This window comes from Lysinibacillus sp. Bpr_S20 (assembly GCF_023337835.1).
In the GTDB taxonomy this organism is placed as follows: domain Bacteria; phylum Bacillota; class Bacilli; order Bacillales_A; family Planococcaceae; genus Lysinibacillus.
The window spans coordinates 207718-228370 of record NZ_JALNLQ010000005.1; the positions used below are offsets into that span (position 1 = coordinate 207718).

At 36.1% G+C, this 20653-nt stretch carries 18 protein-coding genes; 9 read left to right on the forward strand and 9 right to left on the reverse strand.

The genetic code is table 11. The features are described 5' to 3' along the window. The first annotated feature begins 5 nt into the window (after positions 1–5). Complete coding sequence (locus tag MWJ95_RS14820; RefSeq protein WP_249106474.1) at positions 6–1448, forward strand: aminotransferase-like domain-containing protein; 1443 nt, start codon at positions 6–8, stop codon at positions 1446–1448. 42 nt (positions 1449–1490) lie between these two features. On the opposite strand, the gene MWJ95_RS14825 is transcribed toward MWJ95_RS14820, so the two are convergent. The 5 genes from MWJ95_RS14825 to MWJ95_RS14850 all read right to left on the reverse strand — a co-directional run bounded on the left by MWJ95_RS14825 (position 1491) and on the right by MWJ95_RS14850 (position 5674). Then, positions 1491–1706, reverse strand: a complete 216-nt coding sequence (locus MWJ95_RS14825; protein ID WP_349294150.1) for a CPBP family glutamic-type intramembrane protease — start codon at positions 1704–1706, stop codon at positions 1491–1493. Between the two features lie 1108 nt (positions 1707–2814). Further along, complete coding sequence (locus MWJ95_RS14835) at positions 2815–3207, reverse strand: YkvA family protein (RefSeq protein WP_249074640.1); 393 nt, start codon at positions 3205–3207, stop codon at positions 2815–2817. A 237-nt stretch (positions 3208–3444) separates the two neighbouring features. Next, positions 3445–4398, reverse strand: coding sequence for a lipase family protein (locus tag MWJ95_RS14840; protein ID WP_249074641.1), 954 nt, complete (start codon positions 4396–4398; stop codon positions 3445–3447). 296 nt (positions 4399–4694) lie between these two features. Further along, positions 4695–4883, reverse strand: a complete 189-nt coding sequence (locus tag MWJ95_RS14845; RefSeq protein WP_249106476.1) for a hypothetical protein — start codon at positions 4881–4883, stop codon at positions 4695–4697. Between the two features lie 17 nt (positions 4884–4900). Continuing rightward, positions 4901–5674 (reverse strand): hypothetical protein, encoded by a 774-nt coding sequence (locus MWJ95_RS14850; protein WP_249106478.1) that lies wholly within the window; start codon positions 5672–5674, stop codon positions 4901–4903. A 704-nt stretch (positions 5675–6378) separates the two neighbouring features. On the opposite strand from MWJ95_RS14850, the gene MWJ95_RS14855 reads away from it, so the two are divergent. After that, positions 6379–6912 carry an O-methyltransferase gene (locus MWJ95_RS14855; RefSeq protein ID WP_249106480.1) on the forward strand — a complete coding sequence of 178 codons (534 nt, stop codon included), beginning with the start codon at positions 6379–6381 and terminating at the stop codon, positions 6910–6912. Between the two features lie 67 nt (positions 6913–6979). Next, positions 6980–8155 carry an oxalate decarboxylase family bicupin gene (locus tag MWJ95_RS14860; RefSeq protein ID WP_249106556.1) on the forward strand — a complete coding sequence of 392 codons (1176 nt, stop codon included), beginning with the start codon at positions 6980–6982 and terminating at the stop codon, positions 8153–8155. Between the two features lie 41 nt (positions 8156–8196). Here the strand turns inward: MWJ95_RS14860 and MWJ95_RS14865 are convergent, their stop codons facing one another. Beyond that, positions 8197–9348, reverse strand: coding sequence for an MFS transporter (locus MWJ95_RS14865; protein ID WP_249074644.1), 1152 nt, complete (start codon positions 9346–9348; stop codon positions 8197–8199). 98 nt (positions 9349–9446) lie between these two features. On the opposite strand from MWJ95_RS14865, the gene yeiL reads away from it, so the two are divergent. Together yeiL and MWJ95_RS14875 are read left to right on the forward strand one after the other, a co-directional pair. Next, positions 9447–10109: a transcriptional regulator YeiL gene (yeiL, locus tag MWJ95_RS14870; protein WP_249074645.1), complete on the forward strand. Its 663-nt coding sequence runs from the start codon at positions 9447–9449 to the stop codon at positions 10107–10109. A 175-nt stretch (positions 10110–10284) separates the two neighbouring features. Further along, positions 10285–10953, forward strand: coding sequence for a YqeB family protein (locus tag MWJ95_RS14875; RefSeq protein ID WP_249074646.1), 669 nt, complete (start codon positions 10285–10287; stop codon positions 10951–10953). Between the two features lie 1040 nt (positions 10954–11993). On the opposite strand, the gene MWJ95_RS14880 is transcribed toward MWJ95_RS14875, so the two are convergent. Next, positions 11994–12299 carry a hypothetical protein gene (locus MWJ95_RS14880; RefSeq protein ID WP_249074648.1) on the reverse strand — a complete coding sequence of 102 codons (306 nt, stop codon included), beginning with the start codon at positions 12297–12299 and terminating at the stop codon, positions 11994–11996. A 282-nt stretch (positions 12300–12581) separates the two neighbouring features. On the opposite strand from MWJ95_RS14880, the gene MWJ95_RS14885 reads away from it, so the two are divergent. After that, on the forward strand, positions 12582–13562 hold the full coding sequence (locus MWJ95_RS14885) for a diaminopimelate dehydrogenase (protein ID WP_249074649.1): 981 nt from the start codon (positions 12582–12584) through the stop codon (positions 13560–13562). 87 nt (positions 13563–13649) lie between these two features. Here MWJ95_RS14885 and MWJ95_RS14890 read toward each other — a convergent pair whose 3' ends face one another. After that, complete coding sequence (locus tag MWJ95_RS14890; protein ID WP_249074650.1) at positions 13650–14120, reverse strand: hypothetical protein; 471 nt, start codon at positions 14118–14120, stop codon at positions 13650–13652. A gap of 610 nt (positions 14121–14730) precedes the next feature. Between MWJ95_RS14890 and MWJ95_RS14895 the strand changes: the two genes are divergently transcribed. The 3 genes from MWJ95_RS14895 to MWJ95_RS14905 all read left to right on the forward strand — a co-directional run bounded on the left by MWJ95_RS14895 (position 14731) and on the right by MWJ95_RS14905 (position 19528). Further along, entirely contained in the window at positions 14731–17919 is a 3189-nt protein-coding gene (locus MWJ95_RS14895) for an AfsR/SARP family transcriptional regulator (RefSeq protein ID WP_249106482.1), read from the forward strand. Positions 17920–18036: 117 nt separating this feature from the next. Further along, on the forward strand, positions 18037–18855 hold the full coding sequence (locus tag MWJ95_RS14900; RefSeq protein WP_249074652.1) for an alpha/beta fold hydrolase: 819 nt from the start codon (positions 18037–18039) through the stop codon (positions 18853–18855). A gap of 316 nt (positions 18856–19171) precedes the next feature. Further along, positions 19172–19528, forward strand: coding sequence for a hypothetical protein (locus MWJ95_RS14905; RefSeq protein WP_249106488.1), 357 nt, complete (start codon positions 19172–19174; stop codon positions 19526–19528). Positions 19529–19781: 253 nt separating this feature from the next. On the opposite strand, the gene MWJ95_RS14910 is transcribed toward MWJ95_RS14905, so the two are convergent. Further along, complete coding sequence (locus MWJ95_RS14910) at positions 19782–20336, reverse strand: aldo/keto reductase (RefSeq protein WP_249106490.1); 555 nt, start codon at positions 20334–20336, stop codon at positions 19782–19784. Positions 20337–20653 lie beyond the last annotated feature (317 nt).

Consider the following 20653-nt stretch of genomic DNA (forward strand, 5'->3'; position numbering starts at 1 on the left):
GACGAATGAATTGGCAGCCAAATAGACAGGGTGAAATGACATTACAGCAGCAAATTATACAGTGGATTACTGAGCAGATAGAACGGGGAGATTGGGTGGCAGGAACAAAGCTACCGACGCAAAGACAGCTAGCTATGCAGTTCGGAGTCAATCGGAGTACTGTTCAGCAGGCGTTAGAGGAGTTAAAAGCAGCAGGTATATTGGAATCGAAGGTAGGTTCAGGTGTTTATGTAACTGATAATTCCTGGGATTCATTCATTGCACAAACACAACCAAATTGGCAAAAATACATAGACACCAGTCTCCATAAGCCTAATTATCATACCATTCAAATAATCAATGAATACGAGCAACGTGATGATGTCATACGATTGGGAACAGGGGAACTAGCGCCAAATTTATTGCCGACCGTGGAAATTGAAGCGTCATTGAAAGATCTCTCCTTGCAGCCAAAAGCTTTAGGGTATTCATCACCACAAGGTAGCGAAAAACTTCGAAAAGCGATTTGCGAATATGTGCAAAAAAGGGGAATCCATGCGAAACCCCAAAATGTATGTATTGTCTCTGGTGCACTACAGGCATTGCAGCTTATTGCTGTAGGGCTACTTGAGCAAGGTTCTATTGTATTCCAGGAACAAACATCTTATTTAAATTCAGTCCATCCATTTCAATCTGTAGGTATGCAAATGATGGCTATCTATCGAGATGAACAGCTTGCACAAACATTAGCTCAACGCAAAAGAAAAAGGCAGGCTGTATTTTATGCTGTTCCTACGCTAAACAATCCGACGGGAAGGGTGTGGACGACGCTTGAAAAAAAGCAACTTTACGAAGCATGTAAAGCGTCGCGCATTCCCATCATTGAGGATGACGTATATCATGAGTTGCTCTTTGAAGCGGCTACACCTCCAATTAAATCAATGGATGCTAGCGGGCAAGTCCTTTATATTGGGAGTGTTTCAAAAACCTTAAGCCCGGGACTTAGAATTGGCTGGTTAATTGGTCCAACAACAGTGATTGAGCGATTAGCAGATATAAAAATGCAAACAGATTACGGTTCAAGCGCTATCTCACAGGAGATTGTGTTGCACTGGCTGCAAACCGGAAAGTATGAAAAGCATATTAAGAGTTTACGAAAAGAATTATTATGTAGAGCTAATTTTGTCGAGGGGATATTGCAAGAGAGTTTTGCGGATATTGCTAGCTGGAGTCAGCCAAAAGGGGGCTTCTACATTTGGCTGAAGTTTCATGAGCCGATTGTTGATAAAGCGTTGTTTACCAAACTATTGCATCGACAAGTTCTCATTAATCCCGGCTATATTTACGATCCTAACGATTCCCAGCATATTCGATTGTCGTATGCTTATGCAACGTATGAAGAGTTGAAGGTTGGTTTACAAACATTATATGAATGCGTTTTTGAGTTAATAGAATGTAATAAAGAATAAACCATCGCACCTCAAGGGGGCGATGGTTTAAAAATTTGTTCATTATCTTTTTACACTTATTAAATTATATTTAAATAATAGTGTCATGCCGATATTCATCAAAAAATGCACAAGAAATGGTACTAAAATATTGTTTGTATCAAAATAGATCCATCCGAAAATTACACTTGGAATGGTAATATTTATTAACATAATAGGTTTTTTGAAGTATTGAGTATGCATCCCTAAGAACAATAAGGTTGTGATTATAATGGCCATCCACTCGTTTTCTAGCAATACAAGAAGCTCCTCTAAACAATATTTCTTCAAATAATGCTCCTATCAGCATAAAGGCAATTATCCCTAACAATGAATAATTTTGATAACTATTGTTAGTTTCGTCAATGTATTTTGAGGGAATCAACAATGTTAATATTACGCCAAACAAAAGTAATCCGAATGCAGCGAGAACTACACTCCCAATCATTCTGGATGGCTGATCAAATGATAGGAAATTTTGTACAGTGAATACATCATAAACGATAAGAACGAAAATGACTGCCACACAAACGAATGTAAAAGAAGAGAATACAAAAACAGCGTCTTTTGGGCTAAAATCCTTCTTAATCTTTTTTGGTTTGTTTTTTATATGCTCCATAACAATTCCTCTTTCTTGGGGCTGTAGAATAAAAATATTTTAGCATAATATATCAGCGGAAAATATAGCCTTTATTTAAAAGTTTTTTCAGATGTGGAGTGGATTTCACTTAGTTATGGTTATTTTTATGTTAACTAAATATTATTCAAATTTCTCATTATACAGTAGTGACTTTTAGGCTTTACATATATCAGTCTCTCGTAAAGTGAGGAAGCTCTTATTTTATAACCGTTTACTTGTATAAAGTGATGCTCAAAAACAAATCAAGTTTTGAGCATAAAAAAGGAGCTGACGACTGCGGAGGGTATTGAAAAAGTCCATATTCTTCTCACTTCGCGAGGTATTCAAGATTAAATCATTGATTACCCCGATTTTTCATTTGGCAATGTGACGCTACTGTTGTTTTCCGAAGCATTCCGCTCGCTTTCTGCGGGCGAGCGCCGAGCCTCCTCCTAGGCTACGCTTCGTGCGGGGTCTCATCTGTCACGCTTTCCCGCAGGAGTCGAGCAATGCTTCTCCAAACAACGCAATGTATCATACTGTTATTTTAGTGACGCTTTTAAAAAGAATTAATGTGCAAGTGGGCCCTGATGATTTCAAATCAAGAAACCTTTAATTTAAGTCCATACATGGCGATCTACGATATTGTTGTGCCAAAAGATAATATACTTCGCCAGAGCAATGAACTTGTTGATTTTTCATTTTGTTAGTCGGTTACTGAACAAAACTTTAAATATGATGAATAATTATTTTACAAACCCAAGCAGCAATGATAATCCAAATGATTATAAAAAGAATGCCAACAAACCAATTCTTTGGTTTTCCAGATTGCTTTAACTTTTCTGCAGCTTCTTTATTCACTTCAATTACATGTGGAGGGATTAGTTTTAAAGCGAGGCTAATTCCCAAGGGTACGATGATCAAATCATCAAGATACCCTAGAACAGGAATAAAATCTGGGATTAAGTCTATCGGGCTAAAAGCATAGGCAACTATAAGCATTGCCAAAAGCTTAGCGTACCATGGTGTTCGGGGATCTTTATAAGAAAGATAAAGTACAAATAAATTTTGTTTTATTTTTTTTGCAAAGGCTTTTAATTTGGATATTAAGCTGTTGTTCATTGAAAATCGTCCCTTTCGTTACTATGAAGTATAAGTTATCTAGGCAAAAAGGGGAATACTAATGAACTATAGGAGAATCGTGTTAGCAAGAAGGGAAGACAATATGGTTAGCGTTTATGACGACTGTACAAATGAATCGCTTTAGTAAAAAAGGACAATATCAGGTGTGTTGTATATGCGTAAATCTTTCCAATAAAAAATGTGTATTCAGTCAAGAATACACATTTTAAGAAAAAACTAATGATACACGGAAGTTGAAAGATATTTTCTACTGTGATAATCCACAATATCATTATTTTTGTTAATTCGGTAATAATTAACGATATCTATGAGTGGACTAAAAGGTGAATAACTCAAAGAAGTGAAGTGAGGAACTTTTTTATTCACGGCACCTTCTTCACCGATATATGCTAGTTTGGTAGGATGCATATCATGTATACTATTTAACCATTCATTATCAATGTAAAGATTTTTTACATCACTGTGATATGTACGGTTTTTGTTTGCAGTCCATTGCGTATCCGTCATTTGAGTCTTAGCGACTGGTAAAGCATTAAAAGTATAGACGCCGCTAATTTTTTTCTTTTTGATAGGACCATAATGAGTAAATTTTTGGTTTGAAACTACTGTTATTCCAGCACGAACGTCTAAGTATGACTTCGCTGCTAACCATCCACCTAAAGAATGTCCTGTAAAATACCATTGGTAGTCTTTATAACCAAATTTATCGTAGATATAGTTAAGGTAGAGGTGAGCTTGATGTACTTGGCCTGGAACACTACCATTCAATAAGGACGATGCTGCTGTTGCATAATCTGAAACATTTTCTGAACCGGCAAAGGCAATGAATAGTTTCTTGCTACCATTTGGATCTGCTATAACGACAGTCATGGCTTTAAAACCAGTTCTATCTAAATTGTAACTAGGAGCTCCCATCGGATGATTTTGATTAGAGTTAATGTCAACTGAATCAATCACTTTAAATTTATTTGGACCGTGCTCAAGATTGATTGCATGTTGGATTTCAGCATTTGTCTTTTTACCGACATTGTAAACTTGGTCTGCTAAATCATAGTATAGCTTACTAGGATTATCTGTATATCCTGCTTGTGCTTTACTTGTACCCATAGTAAAGGTAACTAGTAGTAGGATAGCAGAAAGTAAAACTGTAAAACCTAATTTCTTCAACATAAAAATGATTACCTCCTTTTTCATTACATTAGTAATTATCTGTTATTTTGGTAAATAAATCCACATGTTTTTGAGTTCAATAAATAGATTCAGTGAACATTTTGACAATTAAACGAAAAAGAGCGATAAATACATCGCTCTAAAAATCTAATCTATTGAACTTGTTGTATTAATTATTTTTAAATTTAAGTTTGTTAAATAACCCATTAACGAAAGTACTGATAGCTTTTAGTAAAGCAGGAATAGATATTCCATTCATCGGCACAATTCCTTTACTCTTTTTAGAATTACATATTTTAATTAAGATTTTTTTTTTCCAATAATGAAACAATTAATAATAAAACGATAATAAAAACAAAGGGAATAGAATAAGGGATTTTTGAAATAAAATTAGGGATATCAATTATTTTTAAAAAGGTTAAAAGCGAAAAAAAAGCCATTATGCCTAAAACTCCTGATAACATTAGTCTTATTTTTTTAAGCATAATTTATGTTCCTTTCGTTAGTAGTTTCCGTTTGCTTTACCTACGCAATACATAATATCTGCTTCAAATACTAATGCAGCTCCTACAGCACATGGTACACAAAGTACTGCTGTTGCACAAGCAATTCCACAAACTACTGTTAGTGTTTTATAAACCCAACTTGGAACACCTTGATCATCTAAACAATTAAAAAATTTGGATGCCCAACTTGCAGCTTCTGCAGTATCAGGTTTTAAAAATGATAAGATTGAATCTGAATTTTTTTCTTTCTCAGGTGTAATCATAAAATCTTCTTTTGTTAATTGTACATTTTCTGATTTAGTTAATACTCCATCAGTATAGATTTCTATTTGAGAAGTATAATTTTTATCATCTGCTACAATTTTTCTTTCGTCATAATTAACAAGTTCTCCTTTGTTATCAAAGATAACTGTAAGGGCCGAAATGTTAAGCATAGATGCTATGTTTTTGTATTCTATAGGCATATATAGCACATTATTCTCGCCATTTTGCTTTGATTGTATGTCTTTAAAATCTAGTTCACCATTTGACTGTAATTTAATAGTTCCTTGTTTAATTAATGTAAGTAATTCTTTCTTTAAATCGTTTGTTTTTTCTTCAGGCATTTCGGAATAATTTTTATTAAAATCCTTAAAAGTTTCAGCTAAACTATTGTATTCTTCGGGTATTGATGTCTGTGCTAGAGTTAAAGGAGTAATTGCTGTAGTAACAAATAAAGTGACGATTAGTAAAAAAGATAGAAAAATTTTTCCGAACATTCTTTTGTTCATTGCTATCAATCTCCTTTCCATGTTCCTCTTTTTTTTACTTTTCCCCGGGTATGTTAATAACATATCATTAGTTATGAATATTAAGAAATCAATTTTTGTTGATAATTGAACAAAAATTAAGAAGAGTCAGTAAATTAACTGTTGCTTCCGAGAAATTTGTTTTAATTTTGCTTGTTTTTGTAGTGTAATAAGTTACTATCTTTCACTTAATCTATATTTTGTATTCATATCTACATGAAAATAGTTCGCAATTTAAATCATGTTTTCCGCCTTCTTTGCTTTTTACCAATCTTTGTCATAAATAGAACAAAAATTGATAAGTTCAAAAAAATATTCATCGACAAAAATTTCGGGTGACAAAATCGGCGATCTGTTTCTAAACGTAGCCGAAGTAATAAGCTATTACTGAAGATCGCTATGTCACATATATTAACAAAAACTCTTTGATTAAGGCTGCTTTCGTATAGATTGTTACTCTGAAAATACGGATTGTTTATGAAAAAGGCGGAGAATTACAAAGAGCAAATCAACTAGTTAAGGCAATGAAACAAGATCTATATAAGGAAATTACCCAAGTTTCGATTCGCGAAAAAATCAGCCTAGAAAAGCAAATATGAAATTTAAAATCCTAAAGGTGGTTTGTCGTTATATTAACTAAATATCGCTCCAATACATATATTCCGGAATTGGTGAAGGCTAGTAAAATGTTAGCTCAAAGACATAATTTCGAGTTTTCATGTTCAGATAAGGCCGGAAGATTGTTGTCAGTGCTTGTTGGTCAAATCATGCATGGGAAAATTCTTGAAGTTGGGACTGGCTACGGTGTAGGCAGTGCTTGGATTCTTTCTACCATTGCACCAAATGTAAAGTTTGTTTCAGTGGATCATGAGAAGGAAAAAATCGATGCTACTGCTCAAACAATTTGTCATCAGCAGGCAGAATTTTTAGTTGGTGACTGGAAAGAAGTGATAGCAAATGGTCCTTTTCAATTTATTTTTGCTGATGCAGCAGCTGCTAAAACGATTGAATGTGTACAACTATTAGAAGCATTAGCTGTTGGAGGTATGTTATTAATGGACGATTTTACGCCTGAAGAACTTTTTCCTGAGGAATGGAGAGGGAAACCTGATAAGGTCAGGGACTTTTGGTTAAATCATAAAGAATTAAGAGCTACAGAAATTTACTTAACAGCAACATCCTCGGCTATCCTCGCAACTAAGCTGAAAGGAAAAGAATAATCCTAGTTAAGGTACCATACATATTGAAATGACGATTTCTTTATGAAGAGGTGACGCATTGGAGAACATGCCAGAGGGCTATTCTTATGTTCCGCAGCCTATTCGGAAAGATGGGGCAGGATGGGTGGATAAAGGGCCGAGAGATATTGTGAGGGATCTGGAGAATCCCGATTTGCTTGTCCCTCCAAAAACAGATGCTGGACTTGTGCCAAATTTAAAATTTTCTTTTTCTGATACACATATGGTTTTAAAACATGGAGGGTGGTCTCGAGAAATTACTGCTCGTGATCTGCCAATTGCTACGACATTGGCAGGTGTCAATATGAGTTTGACACCGGGAGGAGTACGGGAGTTGCATTGGCATCAACAGGCGGAATGGTCGTATATGCTCCTTGGTCATGCACGCATTACAGCAGTCGATCAAAATGGGCGAAATTTTATTGCCGATGTAGGACCGGGGGATTTATGGTATTTCCCACCTGGAATCCCTCATTCCATACAAGGTCTTGAAGACGGTTGTGAATTTTTGCTAGTGTTTGACGATGGGCATTTCTCAGATCTTAGTACATTTTCAATATCTGATTGGTTTGCTCATACTCCAAAAGATGTGCTGTCTTCTAATTTTGGTGTGCCAATAAGTGCCTTTCAACATATCCCGAATGAACAGGTCTATATATATCAAGATAAAGTACCAGGACCTCTAAATCTACAAAAAGTACAATCCCCATACGGAACAATCCCTCAAACTTTCAAACATCGTTTGCTTGCACAGACACCTATTGAAACACCTGGTGGTAGTGTTCGAATTGTGGATTCGACAAACTTTCCAATTTCTAAAAATATTGCAGCAGCACTTGTCGAGATCAAGCCTGGCGCAATGAGAGAGCTGCATTGGCACCCGAATAATGACGAATGGCAATATTACATTCAAGGTCAAGGGCGTATGACAGTGTTTGCTGCAAATGGTGTGGCTCGAACATTCGATTATCGTGCAGGAGATGTAGGGTACGTGCCGTTTGCAAATGGTCACTACATTGAGAATACCGGGACTGAGACATTATGGTTCCTTGAAATGTTTAAAAGTGATAGATTTCAGGATGTTTCATTACATCAATGGATGGCTCTTACTCCATCTGAACTAGTACAAAGCAATTTAAATATTGGCCCTGATCTTCTTCATGTACTAAGGAAGGAAAAGTGGCCGGTCGTGAAATATCCTGGTTTTTCGTATTATCCAAAGTGAGCATATAGAAAAGCAGGTGAGATTTTTCCCACCTGCTTATTTTAATATTGATATTTATTTCTAGTAGTAAGCAGTATACCGATTGCTGGAACTGTACAAATAAGCATTGCTGCAAATGATAGTCCAGGTGAAATCTCGTATAAATAGCCACCTAAAAAAGTAAGGATTGCTGTACTCAATCCCATTGCTAATGCAGAGTAAAGGCCTTGTGCATTTGGAATTTGCTCCTTCGGCAATGTTTTTGTTAAATAGCTGATAAAAGCGTAATGCGCAAGAGCAAAAGATAATGCATGTAATGTTTGAGAAGCGATAAATACCCAGACATTTGGGAATAAGTAAATGAGTAGCCAGCGTAATGATGAACCACTTGCTGCTAAAAGTAATAAAGAAGATGAGCGCCATTTTTTAAATAGTGTATCAGCCTTCATAAAATATAAAATTTCGCAAATAACGGCGATGTTAATAATCATTCCCATATAGAACGGATCAACATGTAAATCACCTAAATATATATAGCCATAGCTGTAATAAGAAGCATGCGCACCTTGGAGCAGAATAACGACTAATAAAACAATAGGGAAGCCTTTAATTGTCCATAGTGTTTTCATCGACAATGATTTTGCACGTTGTTCTTTCGTCGGTACAACGAGTAATTCTTTTGGTGTAGCCATTTGTTGCATCAACAGCATACCAATCAGACCGACCACCATGCTCCAAAAGATGATGTCATTGCCAAGTGCACCTGTCAGCATACTAATGATTAATACTGCAATGACAAAGCCAAGGGAACCATAGGAGCGGCTTTTACCATAGTGTACATTTCCATGCTGTACGAGCGTTGCAGCACTACTTTCAACGGCAGGGAGCAGAGCTGGATAAAAAACGCTAAATAAAAGGGTAACGATAAGAAGCGAGATAAAGCTCGTGCTTGGTATGTAAAGTAAAGTTGTGATTAGGGCACCTATTGCCAGAACGCTAGTAAGTCTTTTATTATTCACATATTTTGCAAGCGTCGGGAAGAAAAATAGATTTGATGTTGCTCGTGCTAAAAGACCACAGCCCATTACGACGCTAGCCTCTGAAACTGTAAGATGTTTGGCATCTACAAGCCAACCAGTCCAATAAGGTAAGAAAATCCCCCATGTAAAGAAAAATGCAAAGAAATTTTGAGAAAGCCATCGTTGATTGTTCATAAATTTTCCGTACCTCCAATTTAACTAAGTTGAATAATAACATGTTCATCGTTACAATAATGTGAGATATCTCACATTTTTTGGAGGAGAGAATAAAAATGCATATACTGACAGCTGAGGAACGTTCATACTATCTCGATAAATATCCAATTGATGATTTTTTCTCATTTGATATAGCTCCATTTTTGGAAGTATGTAAGTTTGACAAAGGCGAATGGATTTTTCAAGAAGGGTCATTTCCAGATACGCTATACTACATGATCGAAGGAAAGGCGAAGCTTTACATGACACATAAGAATGGCAAGGTCTCGCTTATCGATTACTTGAAGGCACCACTTTTTATGGGAGAAATTGAGTTGCTTAATGAGGCAAGATATACGAAGGGGATTCAGACTGTAACCGAGACGATTTGTTTTTCGATTACACAATCTTGCAAAGAAAAGTTACTCACGGATGTACTATTTTTACGTAAACTTTGTGTGTTTTTAGGGGAAAAGGCGTTCAAAATGACGTCGAAATATACTCAAAATCAAGCATTTCCACTTGAAAATCGACTTGCTGCATTTATTCAATTTTCGTCAGATCAAGGAGTCTATAAAGAAAAGCATACTGAAATCTGTGAATATTTAGGAGTTTCCTATCGGCATTTATTATATGTACTTGCACAGTTTTGCGAAGAAAAAATTTTGGAGAAAAGAAAAAATGGCTACCACATTATTAATGAAAAGCGTCTTTCCGAATTAGCACAGGAGATACAGTGAGGAAAGGATGTAGTAGCTCTTTTGACAGTCAACCTTTATAGATGGTATTATTTACTAGCGTTTGCTAAAAAAGTTTTAAATGAAATGAATAAAAACAGTGAAATTAATTATTTGATGCTATGGCAAAATAAAGACATGCCATAACAAGTGTATTATTTTAAAAGGGTGGACTTAAATGAGTAATAATCATACAATACTAAATTTTTCGAAGACCGATAAAGTTATAATGTGGCTTGGTTTCCCACTTATCGGTTTAGTGCTAGGGTGGTTTCTTCCGAGTATTGCTAAATGGGCTAGTACTTTACCGTGGGTACCTTTTCAGGGACCTTTAAATTTAATTGCATCTTATAATGGAGCATGGGTAGGTTTTGCTACAATGGCCCTTGGTTTGGTTGCGGGAATTGCATTAACTTTTTTGTCTTTTCATGAAAGTTTAGAAATGATAATAGACGATGAGAAAATTATTTTTAAACTTAGAAATGATGAAATGAACTTTAAAAAGAAAGATATATCACTTGTTTTTATGGATGGAAAGCAAATAGTATTATTAGGCAATGATGAGAAAGAACTTTTCCGATATAAACAAGAGCTGAATAAAAATACAGTGGCTGCGGCATTTTTAAACCATGATTATCTTTGGAGTGATAGTGAGCCATTTCATGAAGATTTTAAAAAATGGGTAGTAGATTGTCCCGATCTATCACCGGCTGCGAATGCTCTATTTAAAGCAAGGAAAATAGCTATTGAAGATGGCGAAGATGAAGAAGTATTTCAGTTAGCTAAAGAGCTTTGGAAACTAAGAGTATCAGTAAAAGAAATAAAGAAGAGCCAATATTATCGATAATAGAAAAAAAGTAAAGATTTGAAAAACAAGTTATGCCGAAGAAAGCTTGCAACGTCAGTTACGACGGATACAACACCCAGAACGACGGAAAGAAGAGTCAAAGCGACGGATAAAACAGTCGAAGTGACGGAAAGATTGGGCGGAGCGACGGAACGGACATAAAGCGACGGATACAGCTGCAAGAACGACGGAAAGAATAGTCAAAGCGACGGATAAAACAGTCGAAGTGACGGAAAGATTGGGCGGAGCGACGGAACGGACATGAAGCGACGGATACAGCAGCAAGAACGACGGAGCGAAGAGTCAAAGTGACGGATAAAACAGTCGAAGTGACGGAAAGATTGGCCAGAGCGACGGAACGGACATGAAGCGACGGATACAACACCCAGAACGACGGAAAGAAGAGTCAAAGCGACGGATAAAACAGTCGAAGTGACGGAAAGATTGGCCAGAGCGACGGAACGGACATGAAGCGACGGATATAACACCCAGAACGACGGAAAGAAGAGTCAAAGTGACGGATAAAAGAAGTGACGGAAAGATTGGCCAGAGCGACGGAACGGACATGAAGCGACGGATACAGCAGCAAGAACGACGGAACGAAGAGTCAAAGTGACGGATAAAACAATCGAAGTGACGGAAAGATTGGCCAGAGCGACGGAACTGATACGAAGCAGAAGTCTCTTCCCTCTATAGAAGATGAGACGAATTTGGATTTAAGTTATTTTTCAGCGGGTGTTAAACATCCGCTGAAATATCTATGCGACAGCAACAACAACACACGTCTGAATGACTAACATCACGTTGACACAAAGCCTCTGACGCCATTATGCAGAGATATAATTGATGTAAGCTACTATCTCCTAACAATTCCAATTTCTTATAATATATTTAAATTCTCCGTTTTTACTCCTTTTCAATTACACCAACCTAAAACATTGCGAAGAACAAGTTAAAAGTAATTTTTTGCATACAGATAGTGGCAAAATAAAAGGGCAAATGACTAGAGACCCTTTGCTGAAGAAGTAAGGAAATGTATCTTAGGTTTGGTCAGTCCTAACCTTATTATATTCATTTTTTTTAACCAACCAGCGTGCAATCTCTTTGCCTCTATGGTAGAAGTTAATCTCATTGATTCTTTGTTTTTGTATGGATGTATCTAGGGTTTCTTCTGTAACACCAAAAGGTATAACTCCTATACATTGGTGTTGGTCAGGTGGAGATTTTTTGTGTTTTGCCTTTGTTTCAATATGAGCCTTTGCAGATTTTTGTGCATTTTGAAATGGACAAGCAAGTAAGTCTCCTTGTACCAATGTTGTGCTAGGTGAAAAACCATTACCTTTCATTCAACATGCCCCCTTTGTCGATAGTTTTATTGTACAAGACATGCAGTCGGAAAAGTCTGGATTTACAAGGCTTTAACGAAAACTTAAAGGTTAGTCATTAAATTCGAAAGATGTAAACGCATTCATGCCATACGCGAATAGAAATCATAGAAAACTTGTATAATTTCGAGAGAAAAACACGTACTCAAACTATTGTGAATTTTCCTAACACAACGTATTATTGTAATTAGATTTAACGTGAAGGACTTCACAAAGTCACGTAATCGTGAGGAGGAATTTTTAATGAGTGCAATTCGAGTAGGTATTGTTGGTTATGGAAATTTAGGGCGCGGAGTTGAGCATGCTATTTCTCAAAATCCAGATATGGAATTAGTGGCGGTGTTCACACGTCGCGATCCTTCAACTGTAAACATTGCAAGTAATGCAAGCGTATATTTAGTGGAAGATGCTGAAAAATTCCAAAATGACATTGATGTAATGATTTTATGTGGTGGCTCAGCAACAGATTTACCAGAGCAAGGACCGCACTTTGCACAATGGTTTAATACAATTGATAGCTTTGATACTCATGCGAAAATTCCTGAGTTTTTTGAGGCTGTAGATGCAGCAGCACAAAAATCTGGTAAAGTATCCGTTATCTCGGTTGGTTGGGATCCAGGTTTGTTTTCATTAAATCGTATACTCGGGGAGACTGTTCTACCAGTAGGTACAACTTATACTTTCTGGGGAGACGGTTTAAGTCAAGGTCACTCAGATGCTATACGTCGCATCGAAGGCGTTCAAAATGCTGTACAATACACATTGCCAATTAAAGAGGCTGTAGACCGTGTTCGCAACGGTGAAAATCCTGAACTAACAACGCGTGAAAAGCATGCACGTGAATGCTGGGTTGTACTTGAAGAAGGTGCGGATGCTGCAAAAGTTGAACAAGAAATCGTGACGATGCCTAACTATTTTGATGATTATGACACAACAGTGAACTTTATTTCTGAAGAGGAATTTAAAGCAAATCACACAGGTATGCCACATGGTGGATTCGTTATTCGTAGTGGAGAAAGCGGCGCTAACGAAAAACAAATTCTTGAATTCTCATTAAAGCTTGAAAGTAATCCAAACTTCACGTCTAGCGTTCTAGTAGCTTTTGCACGTGCAGCTCATCGTTTAAACCAAGCAGGAGACAAAGGTGCAAAAACAGTATTCGATATCCCGTTTGGACTGTTATCACCAAAATCAGCTGCTGAATTACGTAAAGAACTTTTATAATAGTAAACTACCCGATTATCATAAAGTTGATAATCGGGATTTTTCATTTTAAGAAAGTTAATTCTTATAGAACATCGTCATTCATGGTTAATATTGTGCATAAGCTTCGAACTTAGATAAAAAATTCTTTAAATTGTTTTCTACTTCTTTCAAATCACCATATATATGTTGGTCCGCTAAATAAAAAGCATCTGACAAGTACACCATTTCACGCTCTATCCACTCATTACTTTCTTCTAACTGTAGATGGTCAATTAATCGAGTTAACATTGAAAAAACGTCTGAAGCGTTGTTGGTTGAAAGAAAATAATCATTCAGCAATCCGAGTAATATTTTAGAAGGAAGGTCATCATTATTTAAACCTTCATTGAACAATTTTAATTTCGAACAGACATCAATGGGTTTTTTCTGGGAAGATAATGATACTTCAATTACTTCATACGGTGGATGATCAAGACGTTCAATAACATTATCAGCCCATTTAATGATATCCTGAACAGTATAAAAACCTATTAAAATTCCTAACCTATATACTTCTGCCGTTACTTTTATATCCATACTAGAACTCCTTCTTTAGTAGAACTAGTTAACTACTCATCAAGAATTTAATTAACGCCTAAAAATTCGTCAATGTGTTAACAATCAACATTTGCCCTTACTAGAGCCTTCTTTTTTAACAACCATAGTACTATGGTTAATATTAGGAGTACAATGGGTGTTAGTCCGATGTATTGGAAAGCATTTACTGCACCCGAAAAATAATAAGCTATAGGTAAAAAGGTAATTGTACTTATTAGCATATAAATCCACGAGAGCTTAACGATTGCTAGAATGAAGGCAAAAATTGAGATAATGAAGGAACAGCTCCAAAATAATAGCATACACATTCTCCTTTCATTATTTGTACATGAATTTTCTGATTTCCTTAATTATACATTTAATAGGTGTCAAATACAAAATGCCAGGGAAACATATATTAATCATCAGAAACCTGAAAAAAATATGGTATCGGTAAAATCAATTTGATAAACTTGGAATACAATGCGAAAACTCCTCTCGTGGTTTGTCTCAGCAACAATTGCGATACGTGAGTTTTCGCTTTTCTTTTATTTTTAAATGTAAATTTGTAACCTACATAACCAGTTTAATGGGGAGGTTAACATTTTAAATGACTACAGACATTATTATTCAATCAAAATGTATTCCACCGAGTCCGTCCAAACACTGTATTAGTAGATCTTCATTAATGAGAACATTAAAAAAAAGCCTAGATCATACTTGCACACTTATTCATAGTGGAGCTGGCTACGGCAAAACAACAATCCTTACACAATTTCTACATGCTCAATCGGGTAAATTTTCTTGGTATAGTGTGTCGGAGGAAGATGATAATATATTACCGTTTTTAAGGCATTTATTTTTCAGTATCACACGAATTGTTCCGAGCTTTGGTCAAGGTTTTGATGCATGGAATTATCTATCCCGTTTTCCGAAAATAGAGGAACTAACTCGTTGGTTTAAGCTGTTTGTCAATAGTTTGTGTGACATCGAAGGGTCGCTTTTAATTGTTATTGACGACTACCATCTAGTTGATCATGAATTTCATATTAATTATGTGATGGAAAAAATAATAGAGTTTTCACCTCCGAATGTTCATTTTATGATTGCTTCCAGAACGTTGCCGAATTGGGATATTACGAGGAGATTAAAACTACAAAAAAAATTACTCTTAATTTCAGAAAGAGAATTAACATTTTCTTCAGAGGAAATCGCTGTTTTTTTCGAGGATTATGTAGCGGTGCATTTAACAGAAGATGAAATAGCTAAGGTTTTGGAAATTACAGAGGGCTGGGCAATTAGTATTTCTTTATTAGCTGAGCAATGGAATAATGAGACATTAGCTCATTGGCTAAGCATCTCTACTAATGATCTTTTCACCTATTTATCAGAGGAAGTTTATCTGAAGATGTCTCCATTTGAGCAAAAGGCATTATTACAGCTGGCGATTTTCCCGACTTTCTCAGAAGAGATTATCACACAATTTTATGGTTCGGAAATGGCAGAGGCGTTAAAACTGTTTGTACAACGACATTTGTTTATTCAACCGATCACAACGGATGGTCTATATCGTTTTCATGCATTGTTCAGTCGATTTTTAGAGCTAAAATGGCAACAAAATCCTTCACAGTATATTGCATTGCATAAGCAAGCAGCATTGTATTATGTAAAAGAAAACAATATTCAAGCTGTCCTGCATCATGCATTTAAAACGAATGATCAGAATTTTTGTGGTGAGCTATTACAAAATTATGCTGAAAGTCTAGTCCGTGCTGGGCAATTTGAGTGGTTATTAGAGAAAATAAATCGTTTTACAGTTGATGAAAAATCAGACTATTACAAACTGTATTATTTTGAAGGGGAATGCCACCGCTATCGTGCTTATTATGAAAGAGCGAAGCAATCCTATGAAAATTGCGCAAACATCGCAAAAAGTAAGCATGATTATCTTTTTATGACGAAAGCGCAGGCAGGTTTATCACATATTTATCTCGATACAATCCAGCCGGCATTGGCAGAGCCGCATTTAAAAAAGGCATTAGAATTAGCAAATCATACGCCGTTAAACGAAGAGGAACTTCTCGAATTGCAACGACAATATGCTGAAAATTTAGTGAATTTAGGGAAGGCGAAAGATGCTCAAATTTTTACCGAAGAGGTTGCTTTGACGAAGGAAGTACTACAAAGAGCCAATGTCGATGTTCGAGTATTGTTAAGAACAGGTCAATTATTAGAAGCAAAGGAATTGTTGACGCAAAGGTTGGAATTACCACCACAGCTTGTAGCGACTCATAGGGAGAGTGAGTTGTTAGCCTCATTTGTTTATGCACTATTAGGGCTAGGGAAGGATGCTTGGTATGCCGCTCAGCAAGGGATTCGTAGAGGTCTTCGTGAAAAATCAGTGTTTATTGAGGCGGTCGGCTATATTCGCAAAGCGCATGCTTACTTATTAATAGATTTTCCAGACTATCATGGAGCCTGTCATGCTTATGAAAAGGCCCTTTCATTAATGAATACCATCAATATTTCTCGCGTAAAGGCCGAGCCGTACATGGGACTAGCAATTGTCAAACTTGCGCAAGGAGATATTGTCTCTGCTAAAAAATATGTAGCGCTCGGCTTACGAGAAACGGAGCAAGTCCAAGACGCATGGATGACTGCTCTCATTTTAATTGCTGAGGTGAAAATTACTATTTCTCAACATGAATTTGAACGAGCGCGACAATTATTATGGAAGACAAAGCGACTATTTAGCGACTGTGGCGATCAAAATGGTGAGATGCATGTCCTATTCTTTCAATCCGTCATTGCCTTCAAAGAAAACAAACCCCAACCATTCAATCATTATTTTCAACAGTTTGCACAGTTATGCATCACGAATGGCTATGATTACTTTTTACAAAGAAAGACCATTCTTGGTCCACCTAATAGGATGATTTTTTATGAGCTTTTACAATTTAGTAGAAAATGTGATGGGGAAAATGACGCTATTTTGAAGATGCGAAACACTTTTCAAGTGGAAGATAATATCGTTTATCCGCATGAGGAAATGCAGGTGAATTTTTTAGGAAGTTTAGACTTAATCAGAAAGCATCGGAAGCTTGAGGATAAGGAATGGAAGCGTGAAAAATCAAAGGAGCTCTTCGTCTATTTATATTGTCATCGCCATCGGTTTACACCTAAGGATGAAATAGCACAGGCGTTATGGCCTGAGCGGGATGTTGATTCACTAGACCGAGATTTTAAAGTTGTCTTGAATACGTTATTAAAGGTTCTTGAACCAAATAGAAATGCGCGTCAGGATAGCTTTTTCATTCAGCGAAAAAATAATATGTATCAATTACAGCATATTCATTTCCTGCAAATCGATGTCGAACGCTTTCTCTATTTTTATGACTTAGGGATGGAGGAATTCGATCCACAATTGTCAAATGAATGGTTACATCTTGCAGAAACGAGCTATGCCGATGTTCTTTATGCTGAAAAAAAGCAGATAGACTGGCTCATTCAGGATCGTGAAAAACTGCAGTCATTGTATATCGAAGTACTGGAAAGATTGGCGCAAAATGCAACGCGGCAGCAAAATTATAAGCAAGCTATTTTTTATGCGGAAAAAATGCTTCGTGAAGATGCATTATGGGAAGAAGGCTATCGCTTGTTAATGTATAGTTATTATCAATTACAAAACCGCTCCCTAGCGTTGAAATGGTATGAAAAATGTGTCGAGCAATTAAAAAGAGAACTAAATACAACACCAATGGAATCAACAATGGTTGTTTATGATTTAATAATGGGTTAGTGTATATTATATGATTGGTTATTTTTAGTAGATAGACTAACTTCTACAAGAAAAAAATTACAATAACTTTTGCTGAACATTTACGTAAATTAATCTTATAATTTTGGGGGAACTACTATGCCATTTTGTACGGTGAATAAGGCGAATATTTACTATGAAATAATTGGAACGGGAACACCTATCGTTATGCTCCATGGATATTCGCCAGACCATCAACTAATGAAGGGCTGTATGGAGCCTGTTTTTGCAGAAATAGAGGGCTGGAAACGAATTTATATAGACCTTCCAGGGATGGGCAAGACCTCAAACTACGAAAAGATCAATAACTCAGATGAAATGCTTGAGGCCGTAATAGAACTAATTCACTCCTTAATACCAAATGAACGTTATTTATTGGTAGGTGAATCTTATGGTGGCTATTTAGTGCGTGGGATCATGAGAGAGCATCATGAACAAATTTTAGGTGCTGCGTTTATTTGTCCGTTAATTATTCCTGATAAAGAAAGTCGAACAGTACCACCACAAAGTATTGTGTCGGCGGATAAAGAATTTTTATCGACATTAACGAAACAAGAGTTAGAAGATTTTAGCTCACATTTAGTTGTTTTGGATGAAGAAAATTGTCATCGATATACAAATGAAGTGTTAGCAGGCATAAAAAATGCGGATGTGGAATTTTTAGAAAAAATTCAAGAAAGCTATCGTTTTTCATTTCCTGTAGATGAGATTTCATTTGCTAAACCTTCCTTATTTTTGTTAGGCAAGCAGGATTCCATAGTTGGCTATAAGGACGCTTTTGCCATTTTAGATAAATTCCCAAGAGCAGCCTTCACCATTTTAGATAAGGCAGGGCATAATTTGCAAATTGAACAAGCAGGTTTGTTTAATAGCCTTATGCATGAATGGTTGGATAGGGTGCAGGAATTTAATGATTGATATTGACAGAATGAAATCCCTTGATATGTTGAAGAATTCACCTACTCAATAAATTCAAGGGATTCTTTTTGTCTAATTTCTTATCTCGTATTTTCCTCATTGGAATCTATATCAATTTTTAAAGTCTCCAGCCTTTGTTTAATGACTTTCCCCTCGTTATCCAAAGGCCGAATTACTGGCGTAATGAATATTACGGAAGCATCAGCATTAAAAGTTGTATTTATGATGTACCTTATATGATACTATTAAATTACTAAAAAATAAGCAAAATAGTAATATTATGTTAAATTATCAAAAAACAAGGGGAATAGTAAAAGTGTACTTATTTTTGTTAACTGTAGTTTATTGTTTAGTATCATGGGTTTTGAATATATCTTATGAACTTTCCATGGGAATTTATTTGATAGGATTGGGATTGGTTAAGGGATTCTTTACTGATGAATTAAAGGATGTTTTCAATCTAAAAAGGGCCAAGTATTTGTATGAAGAAAGAGGATTTAAAAATTCTACAATGGAATTATTATCTTTAATTTTGATTTTCATTAATTCCTATTTAATCTCTGATGATCCTTTTTCCCTTTTTGAATTTGTTTATATGTTTTTTCTCATAGCTTTTGTATATCGGTTTATATTTTGGGGTATTATACAGGCGATAAGGGAGAGAAAGAAATAGGTTTATCATTTGTAATGAAATATTCAACTATAGGGATTGATAGTTAAATAGGGTAGTATATGCTGCCTTTTTTATTTTCTCTCCCAAAAGCTAACTAGCTGCAGAAGAAAAAACGTAGCAATTGTCAACGGTAAATGTCTGACTGGAGCGATAGCAGAAGGAATTTAAGGAGTTTATAATTTCGCTGCACCCGAACCCTCTCTTGTGCGATGGGTTTAAGCTTCTGAACAGCTGTGAGCACATTATCGTTCATCTAACGTTGTGCAAGTCTATTAAAGAATGGTTTGCCAGCAGGAGAATTAGCACGCGACTGGGCTGGTACTGGTTTTTGGGGAAGATATTTCCCTGTGAGTACACCTTGTGCTAAAGGCGACCATACTACTTGCCCAAGTCCCTCACGTTGACAGGTTGGTATAACATCGCTTTCGATAACTCCCAACAACATTGAATACTGGGGTTGGCTTGCAATGATATAAAGCACTTTACCTTGTCTTACAAGATCTGCGAAAGCTAACATCGTTTCTTCAAGAGGAGTAGTTGGATCAAATCTGTGTGCATAATAGACATCTTTATAGTCTGTTTGTAATCGACGTAAAGATACATGACAATTTTCTAGAATATGATAAACCTTTATCGTTTTGCCCATTCCCAGTTGGATGGCACACCTTTGTACATAGTTCAATGCTCTCCCGACGTATATCTTGTAAAGACCTGCCGAGTACTTCTGCAGCTTAGTTTCTGAATAAACATCAGCGGTATCTAATGTAGTTATACCGACATCTAATGCTGCTTTAGCAAGTATCCTCATCTACTTTACCCCCATGATTTATCCAGTTTCCGTATGCAATCTTGCTTATTGTTAATCCGCTATTGCCAAGTTTACTAAACTCCATTCTAGTCCCCCCTTTTAAAAGTGCTATCTTCATAAAAACCAGATTTCAATATGGATAATATATTATTACTTATGAATTAATATGAAATTTATATAAAACTGTTGAAGAGGTTTGTTACTGTCGTTGCAGATAAAGTAACTCCCTACAATGTTCCGATAAATCGATGAAACATTCCGATAAAACAAAAATTTATTCCGATAAACCTCTCATCGCCGAAAAAAAATTCCCACTG